Source organism: Denitromonas halophila (assembly GCF_007625155.1).
Taxonomy (GTDB): Bacteria; Pseudomonadota; Gammaproteobacteria; order Burkholderiales; family Rhodocyclaceae; genus Nitrogeniibacter; species Nitrogeniibacter halophilus.
The window spans coordinates 77966-92184 of record NZ_VMNK01000023.1; the positions used below are offsets into that span (position 1 = coordinate 77966).

Sequence of the window (14219 nt, forward strand, 5' to 3'; positions counted from 1 at the left end):
CCCGGGAGCCGGGCCGATGCGGTTTCAGCCTCGGCCGGTATTAACGGCTATAAACGTTCATGCCGGGGAAGAAGAAAGCGATTTCCACGGCGGCGGTCTCAGCGGCGTCGGAGCCGTGAACCGCGTTGGCGTCGATCGACTCGGCGAAGTCAGCGCGGATGGTGCCCGGCGCGGCTTCTTTCGGGTTGGTCGCACCCATCAGTTCGCGGTTCTTAGCAATGGCACCCTCGCCTTCGAGCGCCTGGATCATCACCGGACCGGAGGTCATGAACTCGACCAGATCCTTGAAGAAGGGGCGTGCCTTGTGGACCGCGTAGAACTGGCCGGCCTCTTCAACAGACAGATGCACCATCTTGGCGGCGATCACTTTCAGGCCAGCGTCTTCAAAACGCTGATAGATCTTGCCGATCACGTTCTTGGCGACAGCGTCGGGCTTGATGATGGACAGGGTGCGTTCAATTGCCATGGTACTTTGCTCCGAAGAATCCGGTTGGACGTAAAAAGAATAACGGAGCATTTTAGCAAGATTTTGTCACTCCTCCCATCTCCCGTCGGTAACTAAAAAAAACCCGGCCACAAGGGCCGGGAACAAAGGACACGGTTTGCATCAAAACCCGCCGTTGCCGGCAGGTTCAGGGAGATGCTCGGGGTGGCGCGAGCACGTGGCTCACACCTTGATTCATAGTGCATCCGGGTCGAACCCGGTTTCTTCGTAAATCGCTTCAATCAGTGCCTTGCCAATGCGCGGCGCCATCGCCTTGTGGACCGGCATCAGCGCTTTCTTGAAGGCCAGGCGCTCCTCTCGCGTCGGGACATAAACCTGCGTCGTTCCAGCCGCCTTGATAGCATCGAGCGCCTTGTCGTTTTCGGCCTTGGCAATCTGGTTGGTGTATTCAGTGGCTTCGCGCATGGCACGCGCCAGCACCTCACGCATCGCGCCGGGCAGGCCATCCCAGAATTTCTTGTTGGTAATCACCGCATAGCCGAGATAGCCGTGATCAGTAATCACCATGTGCGACTGCACCTCATGCATGCGCTGAGTGTAAAAATTTGAGTGCGGGTTCTCGGTACCATCGACCACGCCCGCCTTGAGCGCCGGATAGACTTCGTCAAAGGCGGTCACTTGCGGAAATGCGCCAAGTGCCCGCATCTGCCCATCGAGCACTTTCGACGACTGGATCCGCATTTTCTTGCCGCGCAGATCGCCCGGCTTGTGAATGGACGCGTTGGCCGAAAAGGACTTGAACCCGTTGTCCCAGAACGCGAGGCCGGTAATGCCGCGCGGCTCGAGCGATTCGAGCATGCGCGCCCCGAGTGCGCCACCCGTGACCTTGTGCAACTCGGCGTAGCTATCAAAGATGTAGGGCAGGTCAAAGGCCTCGAACACCCGCAAACCGAGCGGGCCAAACTTGGCCAACGACGGCGCAATGATCTGAACGGCGCCCAACTGGAGCGCCTCCATCTCTTCCTTGTCCTTGTAGAGCGTGCTGTTGGGATAGACCTCAACCCGCAGCGCGCCCTCACTGTAACGTTCGGCAAGCTCCTTGAACTTGAGCGCCCCCATCCCCTTCGGGGTATTCGGCGCCACCACATGACTGAATTTGACAACAATCGGATCGGCCGCCTGCGCTGTGCCCAGCACGCACATCGACAGCACAAACACCAGCAAACTACGCAATGTCATCGTGTCTTCCTTTCGTTTTTTAACCTACCGTCTTTGCGGTCTTGCCGGCCACAACTCGCCCGACCGTGGCTGGCCTTGATAGAGTGTCGACCGAGCGCGACCTGCGCCGCTATTGTGGATGACCGCAAGCCTGCCGCCGATGCCCTCTCCAAGCACCCGCCCCCTACCATCTACGCCTGCCTGGTATTGGCGTCTGCCCTCGCTGACGATCGGCCTGATGCTGATCGCCATTCTTGCGCTGGCGTGGATGACCCGCCATTTCGACGACGAAAAACAGCATGAAGTGCTGATCAACGACGTGCTGTGGATGGAGCAGGATTTGCGCTTCCGCCTCGATCGAAACGAAGAGCAGCTGGCGCAGATCGGTACCGAACTGCTCGCCACCCAAACCATGTCACCGCGCACCGAAGCCAGCCTCGAACAACTGCTCAAGCCCGACAGCGGTCTGGTCCAGATCCTGTGGCTGGACGCAAACGACAAAACCATCGCCGCGCGCCCCTTCACCTCCGACGACGTACTGGTCGGCGAAGCGCGTGGCGCCATCCCCTCCAACGAAACCAACCGCCTGGCCCGCGCCGTCGGCCGCCCCATATACGGACCCACCTACCCGGTCATTGGCGGCCACTGGCGCTTCAATGTACATGTACCGATCTTCGTCGGCAGCCGCCACACCGGCACCGTCGTCGGCGTCTATTCGCTTCAGCAACTGGTGGTACGCGAGCTGCCGTGGTGGTTCTCCGAACGGTATCGGGTCAGCGTGCACGACCCGGACGGCAACGAGATCGCCGCAAAATCCAAGGTGACGGCGCAAGCCAGCCACCAGCAATACACCATCCCCTTCGATCCGCCGGGCTACGGCCTCACGCTCAAAGTTACCGCCTACAAGGCACCCACGCGCTGGGTGCCGGTACTGCTGATCAGCGCCATGATCTTCCTCGGCGGCGTCATCGTCTGGAGTCTGTGGCAGCTGCGTCAGCACACCCTCGGACGCCAGGCCGCCGAACAAGCCCTGCGCAGTGAGATGGCCTTCCGCAAGGCCATGGAAGACTCCCTGCTCACCGGGCTACGCGCCCGGGACAACACCGGCAAGATCACCTATGTGAATCCCGCCTTCTGCCGGATGGTCGGTTATTCCGAAAAAGAACTACTCGGTGCGATACCACCCATGCCCTACTGGGACCCCGAACACCTCGAACGCACCCAAGCCATTCACGACGGCATTCTGGCCGGCAGCGCGCCGCGTGAAGGGGTAGAAATCCACTTTCGCCACAAAGATGGCCACGCCATCGACATGCTCATTTTCGAAGCGCCGCTGATCGACACCACTGGCGAGCAGACCGGCTGGATGGGCTCCTTTCTCGACATCACCGCACAGACCGCCGCCGAAGCCTTGGCCCGACAGCAAGAAGAACGCCTGCACGCCACCTCGCGCCTGATCACCATGGGCGAAATGGCCTCCACCCTGGCGCATGAGCTCAACCAGCCGCTGGCCGCGATCTCCAGCTATAGCGCGGGCTGCCTCAACCGGCTCGACGAGGGCCGCGCCGACACCGAGGAACTGCACGACATCATCAGCAAAATCACCCGGCAGGCGCGGCGGGCCGGCGACATCATCCGGCGCGTCCACGATTTTGTCCGGCGCAGCGAACCGAAACGCGAGACCATCGACCTGAACGCCGTCCTCTCCGAAGCCATCGGCCTGATCGACCCCGATGTGCGCAAGCGCGGTGTCGAGCTGCAAACCCACCTTGCCGACCGGCCGCTGCCGGTCAATGCCGACCCGGTCATGCTCGAGCAAGTCGCGGTCAACCTGATCCGCAACGGCATGGATGCCATGCGCGACGCCCCGGGTGCCCGGCGCACCATCCGGATCGAGACCCTGGCCGACGGCGACACGCTCATTTTCCGGGTGACCGACTGGGGGCGCGGCATTGATGAAGACGCGGCGCGACGCATCTTTGACCCCTTCTTCACCACCAAGGACGAGGGCATGGGCATGGGCCTCAACATCTGCCGCTCCATCGCCGAGTTGCACGGCGGCCGGCTCGGGTTCGAACCCAATCCGGAAGGTGGTACGATCTTCACCTTCTCGCTGCCGCTAGCCTCATGACGACAGACACCACACCCCTGACTCACATCGTCGACGACGACGAAGCCATCCGCGACGCGCTGTCGTGGCTGTTCCGCACCCGCAATGTGCCCTGTGCCACCTGGGCGTCTGCCGAAGACTTTCTCGCCGCCTACCAGGAAGACTGGCGCGGCTGCATCGTCATGGACATCCGCATGCAAGGCATGAGCGGGCTCGACTGCTCCACCGCCGTACGCCAGCGTGGCAGCACCTTGCCGATCATCTTCATCACCGGCCACGGCGACGTGCCAATGGCCGTCGGCGCACTCAAGCGTGGTGCCTTCGACTTTATCGAAAAACCGTTTGACGACAACGCGCTGGTCGACATCGTGCAATCCGCACTCGACGAAGACGCCCGCAATCAGGCGCGGCGTTCGGCGCGGGTCGACGTCGCCGCCCGCCTGGAGCAGCTCACTGGTCGCGAACGCGAAGTCATGGGGCTGATCCTGGCAGGCAAATTCAACAAGGTGATTGCCGACGAATTGAACATCTCGATGCGCACCGTCGAGGTTCACCGGGCACGGGTATTCGAGAAAATGGGCGTACGCTCGGCCGTCGAACTGGCCCAGCAACTCACCTTGGCCGGGCTTTACAACAGCGCGACGCCGTCCGCCGAATAGGCCTCGGGCCGACGCCACACAAACCGCCAGCCCGCCTCGCCCGCGCGGCAGGCAAACGTGCCGGCCACGCCGAGCCCGGCAATCCAGGCCACCTGACCATCCACGCGCAAGATCGGCACCCGGTCGCGGTCGACCGGCGCCAGGCCGGCGCCCTGACTGAGGCTGCGCACATCCTTGCGCGGCCGCTCCACCAGCGCCACCCGACATCCCGGCCAGCGCGCCATGATTTCGCAACGCGTTGCCTGCGCCAATCGCGCTTGCGACACGCCCGCACCCACCACCGATATCGCCTCGACCACGCCCTCACCCCAAACCACCGCATCGCCCGGCCACAACACGCCTTCTTCGGGCAGCTCCGGATAGGTCGGCGACACCCACACCACCTCGCGATAGGCATGCAGCACCGCGCCGCCAAGCGGCAAGGTCAGCGGTCGATCATTGGCGCAAGACTGCACCTGACGAATCGCCTCGTGCAGACGCGCCTGATCGGGCACCGGCAAACTTAGCGCCCGCATGCGCCAGCGCAACAGATTCGCCAGCCGTGCCGCGGACATGCTGCGCATCACATCGCGTGACCACGGCAATCCGCAGGCTTGGGCATCCTGCACGGCCAGTTCGTCGAGCAAGCCCGCCGCCTCGTCGAAATTGGCCGCCGCACGCGCTAGCGTGGTCGCCGCAGACGGCCATCGCTCGCCCATGGCGGGCATGATCGAGTGACGCAGAAAATTGCGCGAGAATCGCGGGTCGGTATTGCTCTCGTCCTCGACCCAGACCAATGACTCGGCCTGCGCAAAAGCGAGAATCTGACCACGCGAAAACGCCAGCAAGGGCCGCAATCGACCGCCGCCCGACGGCAGCATGTCAATCGCCCGCATCGCCGCCGCACCATGCACACCCGCACCGCGCAGCAAACGGAACATCACCGTTTCGGCCTGGTCATCAAGATGATGCGCGCTCACACGCCAGTCGGCCGCCTCGCTCGCCAGGGCACCCTGGCGTTCGCGCCGTGCAGCCGCCTCCCAGCCTTCGCCGGCGGCGGGTCGTACGCTCACCCGCGACACGCTGAGCGGCACCTCCAGCGCGGCACAGCGGATCGCGCAGAACGCGGCCCAGTCGTCGGCGTTGGGGCTCAAACCATGGTGAACATGATGCGCTCGCAGCGCGAAGCCGAAGCGCTCGCGCAAACCCGCCAGCACACTGAGCAGCACCATGGAATCCATGCCGCCGCTGAGTGCGAGCTGTAAGGTCTGATCGGCGCGGACGCCTGCCCGCGAGAGGACATCGGCAACCCCGCGCTGGATTGCCGAGCTGGACTTAGTTTGCGACTTCCTTGAACTTGCCATAACTCATCAACCGCGCCTGGCGCTGTTCCACCAACTCCATCGGGTTCAAGTCGGCCACCTGACGGAGCGAGTCAGCCAGTGCGCGCTTGAGCGTTTGCGCCATCGCGCGATGATTGCGGTGAGCGCCACCCACCGGCTCGTTCACGATCTTGTCGATCAGGCCGAGCGCCTTCAGGCGCGCCGCGGTAATACCCATGGTCTCAGCGGCCACCGAGGCCTGATCCGCGCTCTTCCACAAAATAGAGGCGCAGCCCTCGGGCGAAATCACCGAGTAGGTGCTGTACTGGAGCATGTGCAGTTGGTCAGTCACGGCAATGGCCAACGCGCCGCCCGAACCACCCTCACCAATCACGGTGGAGATGATGGGCACTTTGAGCGATGCCATCACGAACAGATTGTGGCCGATTGCTTCGGACTGGCCGCGCTCTTCGGCGCCAATGCCGGGGTACGCCCCCGGCGTGTCGACAAAGGTGAACACCGGCATGGAAAACTTCTCGGCCAGCTTCATCAGGCGCAGCGCCTTGCGATAGCCCTCGGGCCGCGGCATGCCGAAGTTGCGATGGATCTTCTCTTTGGTATCGCGCCCTTTCTGGTGCCCGATCACCATGCACGACTGCCCATTGAAACGCGCCATGCCACCCACGATGGCGTGGTCATCGGCAAAACTGCGATCGCCGTGCAACTCCTGGAAGTCGCTGAACATGTGCTCGACGTAATCCAGCGTATAAGGCCGCTGCGGGTGGCGCGCCACCTGCGCGATCTGCCACGGCGTCAGCTTGGCGTACAGGTCCTTGGTCTGGGCCTGACTCTTGGTCTCCAGGCGCGAGATCTCTTCGGAGATGTCGACGGCAGAATCGTCCTGCACGAAACGAAGCTCTTCAATCTTGGCTTCAAGCTCGGCGATGGGCTGTTCAAAATCGAGGAATGTGGTCTTCATCGAATCCGTCTTTAGCGTCGTTTAAAGGGCGCTATTGTACTCCTTACTGCCGACGCACAAACCAGCCCCCGCACCATCGGCTCGCCTCACGCCAGAAACCCGGGCACCTGCACGCTTTTCGCGGCACTGTTCACACCTGACAGAATCGACATAAATCGATTTAGATCAATGTTGTGCGTCGCCGCATGGCTAGAATCGAATCGTAGTAACAATTATTCTCGTTTCGATCATGTGCGCACTTTCAGAACTTAAAACCGGGCAGGACGCCACCGTCGTCGGCTTGCGCGCCGACCACGACTTCGTTCAACGCCTGCACGCGCTGGGCGTCCGCATCGGACGCAGTGTCCGCATCATTCGCCGTGGCGCGCTGAATGGCCCCTTGCAATTGCGTATCGGCACCACCGACATCATGCTGCGACACACCGAAGCCGCCTTGATCGACACCGCCGAAACCGCGGTCCGGGCGTGAAACGCGTCGCCCTGCTGGGCATGCCCAATTGTGGCAAGTCCTCGCTATTCAACCGCGTCACCGGCGCCTCGGCGCGCATCGGCAACTGGCCCGGCATCACGGTCGATCTGATGCGCGCGCGCATCCTGCTCGGCGCTCACATGGTCGAAGTCGTCGACTTGCCCGGCATCTATGATTTGAATGGCTATACCGAAGACGAACAGGTCGTGCGCGACTTCCTCAGCGCCCAACCGGTCGACTTGCTGATCATGGTCATCAACGCAGCACAGGCCGAGCGGCAACTGCGCCTCTTCCTGCAAGCGCGCACCCTGGGCGTGCCAATCGTGGTGCTGTTCAACATGGCGGACGAAGCCCGGCGCCTCGGCATCAGCATCGACCGCGACGCCTTCACCGAACACACGGGCTTTTCCGCCCACAGCATCAGCGCCAAGCTTGGTGATGGTGTGCCCCAGGCACTCGCGCAGATCGGCCACATGCTGGGCAACACCGTGCCGAGCATGCCCTCTTTTGATGCACTAGCCGACGCCGATCTCGAGCACGCACTTGATCAACTCGCGCACCAGAGCATCGACACGCCAGTCACGCTCTCGGCCCGGCACACCGATCGCATCGACCGCGCGGCCCTGCATCCAGTACTTGGCCCGGCACTGTTCATCGTCGCCATGGCGTTGGTCTTCAACGCCGTCTTTCTGCTCGGCGCACCGCTTCAAGAGGGCATCGGCGCGGCCTTCGACTGGTTCCGCGGCGCCGCGCTCGTGCCACTGCTCGCCCCCCTGCCCGCCTGGCTCAGCGGCTTTCTGATCGAAGGCATCTACAACGGCGTCAGCACCGTTGCCACCTTCGTCCCGCTGATCGTGCTGTTCTTCTTCCTGATGGCCCTGGTCGAAGACTCCGGCTACCTCTCTCGCGCGGCTTTTCTGATGGACGCATTCATGTCGCGCATCGGCCTCGATGGCCGCAGCTTTGTCATGCTGGTGATGGGCTTCGGCTGCAATGTCCCGGCCCTGATGGGTACCCGCATCATGCGCGCACGACCGTTGCGCCTGCTGACGATGCTAACCATTCCGCTGTCGCTGTGCTCGGCCCGACTGCAGGTCTTCCTGTTCATCGGCGCAGCAATATTCCCGGCGGTGTGGGCGCCCTGGGCGCTGCTCAGCCTCTACCTCTTCAGCATCGCCGCCGCCGTGCTCACCGCCTGGCTTTTTCGCAAGAAATTCGCCAGCCGCGAGCCCTTCGCGCTGGAGCTGCCGCCCTATCGCCTGCCCACCGCGCGCCATGTGCTGCTGCGCGGTTGGCACGAAGTGCGTCACTTCGTGCATCGCGCCAGCCGCTTTATCGTCGCCGGCGTTGCGCTGGTTTGGTTGCTCACCCATCTACCGGTCGGTGTCGACGCCGCCAGCACCGCCTCCTGGGCCGGTCAGATCGGCAGCTGGCTCCAACCGCTACTGAGCCCCATCGGCATCGACGCGCAGCTCACCCTCGCGCTGCTCTTCGGCTTTGTTGCCAAAGAAGTCATGATCGGCGCCATGGCGGTCATCTTCGGCCAGGAAACCAGCGCGCTCGGCGACACGCTCGCGCAGCACATGAACATTGCGCAGGCCTACAGCTTCATGCTCTTCACACTGTTGTACACACCCTGCCTGTCGACACTCGCCACGCTGCAAAGCGAATCGCGCGACTGGCGCTTTACCACGCTCGCCGTCGCATGGCCGCTGGCCTTGGCGTGGGGTGTGGCCTGGCTCGCCTACACCGGACTTTCCGCACTGGCGCATTGAGACGGCACCTGCAACGCAGCAGGACGACAGGATACGGACGTGCGTTCGCGCGTCGCCCCGATTCACTGCCGCCCACGCAACCGCGGCACAACAACCTCCCAGTGCTCACAACGCACCGTGGCCATGAACGCCGGCTCGGTGTCCTCTTTGTAGCGGGTAACGATGCCCGCAACCTCGCAGCTTTCCGGTGCGAGCGCCAGTCTGAAGGACTTTGCCGTCCGCCCCACCCGATTGCCCTCACGGTCGACAATCAAGAGCCGGTCTCCGTCCGGTCGCAATTCCAGCGGATCACCAGGGTTGAGCTTGCGGATCGCATCGTGGACTGGCGCACCAGTGCGCAGCCGGCCCGCAAAACCAAGATCAACATCCCCAAGCGACAGCGTCTGGTACCGAACATCCAAGGCCGGATCAGGCGCGCCTTCAAAACGACGGGTCTGAACACAAGGGGCGAGCGTGGAGACAAATGGGTTGCCGGGCGCGAAATCGCACAGCGTCAGCGTTTCCTCCGCCCGTGTCATTCCCACGTAGTAGAGCCTCCGGCCTTCCTCCACCTGCTCGGCGGCCACGTCCCACTGTCCGTCGAGCAAGGCGACATGGCGAAACTCCAGCCCCTTGGCGGCGTGAACGGTACCCAGAAAAAGCCCGGGCTGCCGTTGCTGGCGCATCTCTCGCGCATAGTCGTAGAGCCAGTTAATCACGGTCGCGGGGGCAAGCTGACACGCCCCGTATTCAACCGCCAGCTGCTCAAAGGCGAGCTCGAAGAATTGGCACCAAACCGAGTCAAGCGCCTGTTTCCGCACGAGCCCTGCGACCGCCGACACGTCCAGCGAAACCTCATCGACAGACCGCAGCTGCGTGACAAGTCGAACAAATGGCCGCAGACGCGCCAGTGGCAGCGCGCCTTGTTTGTCCGACGCCAGGAAATAAGGAATACCGCGCTGCTCGCACATGGCCTGTAGCGGCCAGAGGTAGCGATGGCTGCGCGCAAGCACCGCAAAGCCCTGCCAGTCGTCCCGTCCTTCCAGAGCGCCCAGCCTGTGAAACTCTGCCATCACGGCTTGCGCCTGAAGATTTCCGCTCGCACGGTCGCCCCCGGGGAGGCAGACGCGGAGCACGTTTCCTTGCCGCTCCTTGTCGATCTCGCACCACTCGCCCCCTGCCGGTTGACCGGTCCGGGCCTGATCAATGCGGATCGGCTGCTCGGCTTTCAGCCGCGCGTGGTTTTGTTCGATCAGCAGGTTCGAGGCCACGATGATGGCGCGGCTGGAGCGGTAGTTTTCAACGAGATAGCTGACCTCTGCTGCGTACTCCTCACAAAAGCGCTCAATATGCCGGTTGCTGCCCCCGCGCCACTGGTAGATATTCTGGTCATCGTCGCCCACCGCCAGAATGCACAAGTCCCCCTCCTGCTCGCCGTAGCGCCTGGACAGCCCGCTGACGAGTCGATATTGACGATCGTCGATGTCCTGGTACTCATCGACCAGAATGTAGCGATAGCCTTGCAGCAGGCGTTCGCGCAGATCATCGTCGCCTTCAACGAGTGTGCGCCCTTCCAGCAGATCCGCCGCCCGGTCGAGGATGGCGTCGAGCTCGCCCTCCTCCACCTTGTCCCGACGATCAAAACTTGTCCCGGTCAGGCGCATCGCCATGGCGTGGTAGGTCAGTACGGTCAGCCCCACGGCATCGTTGCCGACCAGCGCGAAGAGCCGCGTGCGGATCTCGTTGGCTGCGTGACGATTAAACGTCAGCGCAATAATCGCCGAAGCGGGCACGCGCCGCACACGCAGCAAATAGGCAATGCGATGCACGACAAGGCGTGTCTTGCCCGATCCAGGCCCGGCAAGCACCAGGCGGTTGCGATCCTGGTGCTCCGTTACGATGGCTTTTTGCGTGGCATTGAGCGAATCGGTGATCGCCTTCCAGGACCCCTCGCTGGTGGCAAGCTGAAGAATGTCTTCCTTGCCCTGAAAATACTGCCCCAGAAAGCTGTCCTTGCTGCAGGTGAAGTACTGCATGATCAAGCGCAGTGCATCGGCCATTTCCCGAACCGCAACTTCCGCGTATTCCCGCATCACGTGTACCTGGATGCGACGCTCCCGGTAGTGTTCGTCCAGGCGCTGAAAATCATCCTTCACGTAGCGCTGACCGTGCTTGTCCGGGTTGATGTCGATGGTCATGGCTCGCCGCATCACGGTCATACCATGGTTGAGCGTCAGGATCTCCTGGTGGTGGAGGTATAGCAGCACATGCTCAAGCGCCTTCAGCCGCTGCTCCGGTTTGATCGTGGCGTTGAGCTCGAGGTCGCCCGCGAGCAAGTTTTGCAGCTCACCGAAAGTAGTGTTGACGAGCAAATCCTTGCCGCGCTGATTCGGCGGCAGCTTGGCCAGCAAAAACGGCAACAACACGGCCGCGATCCGGCGCCGCTTCTCCCCCAGGCCTTCGATTTGCGACCACGTATACCCACCCCGTATCCGCAGCTTGAGGTAGTCCCGATTCAATTGCCGAAGCTCAAAGCTGCTGCGCTGCTGGCTGTCACCGTCGCGGTCCAGCGCCAAGCTGTGCAACAGGCGGGAGACATGTAAGGGCAGCACATCGGATTGCCCGCAGCGCTCGCGCAATTGGGCTGTCAGTGGCGGCAAATTCACGTCCTGCCACGAGCCATCATCTGCGTCAGGCGCCAGTTCGCGTAGCGCCGAGAACAGCGCAGCCTCCAGTTGCAAGCAGTTTTTCAGGCGCTCGCTGGATGCGCCCGCCATACCGTAGCGCAGGTAAATCGTCAGCTGAGAATCGTTTTCCAGCAGGCCAAGGGCTTCGAGTTGCCGGAGTGCGCCGCTGACCTCCTCGCTGGTCTGCTCGGTCAGTTGCATCAATTGGTCAGTGTTGATGCGCTCATCCGCGTCGGCGGCGTACAGGTAACGCAAAATCGCCCGAAACTCCTCGCACCGCCGCTCTGGCAAACGCGCGCATTCAAGCCGTGCCTCCGCCGCCTCTTCACTCAAGCAAAGCCGGGCAGGAAAAACCCTGGTGTGATTCTCCTCACGCCGGAGAAACTGGCCACGCTCCAACCAGGCAATCGCGGTAACCACCTTGGTTTCAGCATCGCGATCATCCGCCTCAAAGGTGGTCTGCACCGCATCATCCTGCAGGATCTCCCCGGCGGTAATCACCAGCTGCCCCCCCTTGCGCCGAGCGGCCTCAAAGCGAAGCTTCTTGAGAATCTGTTGAATGTCCTTGTAGCTCAGGCGGGAGCGTTCGCTCAGCCCAAACTGAGACTCGATGTCTTGCGGGTCGTAGAGCAACACGCAACGCGCGTCATCCTGATCCCGCCCCGCCCGGCCGGCCTCCTGCAGATAGTTCTCGAGCGAACCGGGGATATCGGCATGAATGACCAGCCGCACATCTTGCTTGTCCACCCCCATCCCGAAGGCGTTGGTCGCAACAATCACCCGCAGACCGCCGCGAATGAAGTCCTCCTGGATATCCTTCTTTTCGTGCGGCTGCAGCCCGGCGTGAAAGTATTTGCAAGGCCAATTCTGGCCGATCAGGAAATCGGCCAGATCTTCCGCCTTCTTCCGGCTGGACACGAACACCACCGCGCCGCCCTCGCGCGCCAGCAACTCATCGGCAAGCAACTGGTGGGTACGTGCGAACTTCTCGCCCGCACTGACGGGAAACACTTCGAAATGCAGATTGGGGCGCTCCGGCGTGCCGATGAACGACTTGAAGCTGACACCGAGTTCATCCAGGAAATGCGCGCGAATATCCTCCAGCACATCCTGTTTGGCGGTGGCGGTAAAACACCCAATCGGCGCAAGTTTGCCCGCGCCCGAAAACTCGCGGATGAAACGTGCAGCGTACAAATAGTCCGGCCGAAAATCATTGCCCCATTTCGACAAACAGTGCGCCTCATCGAAGATCCAGGCACCGATCTGCCGGTTCGCGATGGCCCGTCGGAACGCCTTGTTGCGGAACTGCTCAGGTGACACCAGCAAGATGCCCACGTCGCCGAGTTGGATCTTTTCGAGCACATCCGCGCGCTCCGGCATGGTCAGCAGCCCGTTCAATGCCGCAGCGCATTGCACGTTACGCGCCAGCAAACCATCAACCTGGTCCTTCATCAGCGACTGCAGGGGCGAAATGATCACCGTCAGGCTACCGTTGCGGTGATAGCGATTCAGCGCCGGTAGCTGATAGCAAATGGACTTCCCCCCGCCCGTCGCAAGCACCGCCAGCACCGACTCGCCACGCATGCCGGCAAGCACGATATCGTGCTGCGCGCTCTGCCCCGCCGCCTCGTAACGAAAATCATCAAACCCGAAGTAGCGTTTGAGCTCCCGCCGGGGGTCGTGGGTCGTGCTGCAATACGAGCAGGCCGGGTCATCACAGGGGCGGTCGCGCAGCTCGGCAATCAACTGTCCAACGGCCGGAAACTGATGTCGAACCCACGGCGCGAGCACCGAGTTGCCACCGGACACGCTCAACCAGGCAAGCACATAGGCGATCGACCAGTGAAGCTCGGTTTGCTGCAGGTCTTGCTCGATCAACCGACCGAGTCGAACGCTGCACACCTTCAGCGCCCGGGACAGCGCCGGATCAGTCTCAGCAAGCAGCAAAGGGATACGCTGCGCGACATCCGCTATCGACAACGGCGCCTGCCGAGTCAGAGAAAACACGAAGTTGCCCAGCCCCGGGCCGGTGCGAGGTGCAATCAAAGCCTGATAGCAAAGCATTTCATCCGCGTTGCTCTCAAACAGCTTCGCAAACGCCGCTTGCTGATCGGCAAAAAGCGTCAGCGTGGCACGGCAATCCGACAACGGCGAATTCAGGCTATCGCGGATCAGTTTGTAGTCTTTGATCAGCCGATGATACGGATTCTGCGGAAACGCCAAGGGCGACAATCGCAGCGTATCGACAACCGGCAACTGCAACGCCGCCGAAGCGGGGGCCGCCGAGCGCAACACCGGCAAATCGTGCGCAACGAGATTGTGGCCGAGAATGAAACTCGCCCCCTCGCACATACGCTCCAGTCGCGCCAGCGCCGCATCGAGCCGCTTGCCCGCATTGACTTCAAGGGTTTCGCCCGTGTCCGGCCGAAGGGCCCCGATCTTGATAATCTGCTCAGGCCCACCGTCCCGCGGCGGCACGGTTTCCAGATCCAGAACCAGGCATTTGGGCTGCGTTAATTGCGCCATTCGATGCTCTGTCGCTCGCCTCGGCAGGGTTGACGTTGATACAGACACCGCACAATCCAACACGCGGCAAG

General features: G+C 62.3%; 9 protein-coding genes. 4 read left to right on the plus strand and 5 right to left on the minus strand.

What is annotated here, in order from left to right:
* Window positions 1-40: 40 nt before the first annotated feature.
* Window positions 41-466, minus strand: coding sequence for a nucleoside-diphosphate kinase (gene ndk / locus FHP91_RS20435; protein WP_144311307.1), 426 nt, complete (start codon window positions 464-466; stop codon window positions 41-43).
* A gap of 213 nt (window positions 467-679) precedes the next feature.
* Entirely contained in the window at window positions 680-1684 is a 1005-nt protein-coding gene (locus tag FHP91_RS20440; RefSeq protein ID WP_144311308.1) for a TRAP transporter substrate-binding protein, read from the minus strand.
* A 139-nt stretch (window positions 1685-1823) separates the two neighbouring features.
* Here FHP91_RS20440 and FHP91_RS20445 point away from each other — a divergent pair, with 139 nt between their 5' ends.
* On the plus strand, window positions 1824-3794 hold the full coding sequence (locus FHP91_RS20445) for a sensor histidine kinase (RefSeq protein ID WP_391527586.1): 1971 nt from the start codon (window positions 1824-1826) through the stop codon (window positions 3792-3794).
* Window positions 3791-4432: a response regulator transcription factor gene (locus FHP91_RS20450; protein WP_144311310.1), complete on the plus strand. Its 642-nt coding sequence runs from the start codon at window positions 3791-3793 to the stop codon at window positions 4430-4432. Before FHP91_RS20445 ends, FHP91_RS20450 begins: the two co-directional genes overlap by 4 nt.
* Here the strand turns inward: FHP91_RS20450 and tilS are convergent.
* Together tilS and FHP91_RS20460 are read right to left on the minus strand one after the other, a co-directional pair.
* Window positions 4402-5775, minus strand: coding sequence for a tRNA lysidine(34) synthetase TilS (gene tilS, locus FHP91_RS20455; protein ID WP_144311311.1), 1374 nt, complete (start codon window positions 5773-5775; stop codon window positions 4402-4404). The genes FHP91_RS20450 and tilS overlap by 31 nt on opposite strands.
* Window positions 5747-6712, minus strand: a complete 966-nt coding sequence (locus FHP91_RS20460) for an acetyl-CoA carboxylase carboxyltransferase subunit alpha (RefSeq protein ID WP_144179095.1) — start codon at window positions 6710-6712, stop codon at window positions 5747-5749. Before FHP91_RS20460 ends, tilS begins: the two co-directional genes overlap by 29 nt.
* Window positions 6713-6941: 229 nt before the next feature.
* On the opposite strand from FHP91_RS20460, the gene FHP91_RS20465 reads away from it, so the two are divergent.
* Both FHP91_RS20465 and feoB read left to right on the plus strand, forming a co-directional pair.
* Window positions 6942-7181 carry a FeoA family protein gene (locus FHP91_RS20465; protein ID WP_144311312.1) on the plus strand — a complete coding sequence of 80 codons (240 nt, stop codon included), beginning with the start codon at window positions 6942-6944 and terminating at the stop codon, window positions 7179-7181.
* Window positions 7178-8956: a ferrous iron transport protein B gene (gene feoB / locus FHP91_RS20470; RefSeq protein ID WP_144311313.1), complete on the plus strand. Its 1779-nt coding sequence runs from the start codon at window positions 7178-7180 to the stop codon at window positions 8954-8956. Before FHP91_RS20465 ends, feoB begins: the two co-directional genes overlap by 4 nt.
* 62 nt (window positions 8957-9018) lie before the next feature.
* Here feoB and FHP91_RS20475 read toward each other — a convergent pair whose 3' ends face one another.
* Complete coding sequence (locus FHP91_RS20475; protein WP_144311314.1) at window positions 9019-14148, minus strand: RecQ family ATP-dependent DNA helicase; 5130 nt, start codon at window positions 14146-14148, stop codon at window positions 9019-9021.
* Between the last annotated feature and the right edge of the window lie 71 nt (window positions 14149-14219).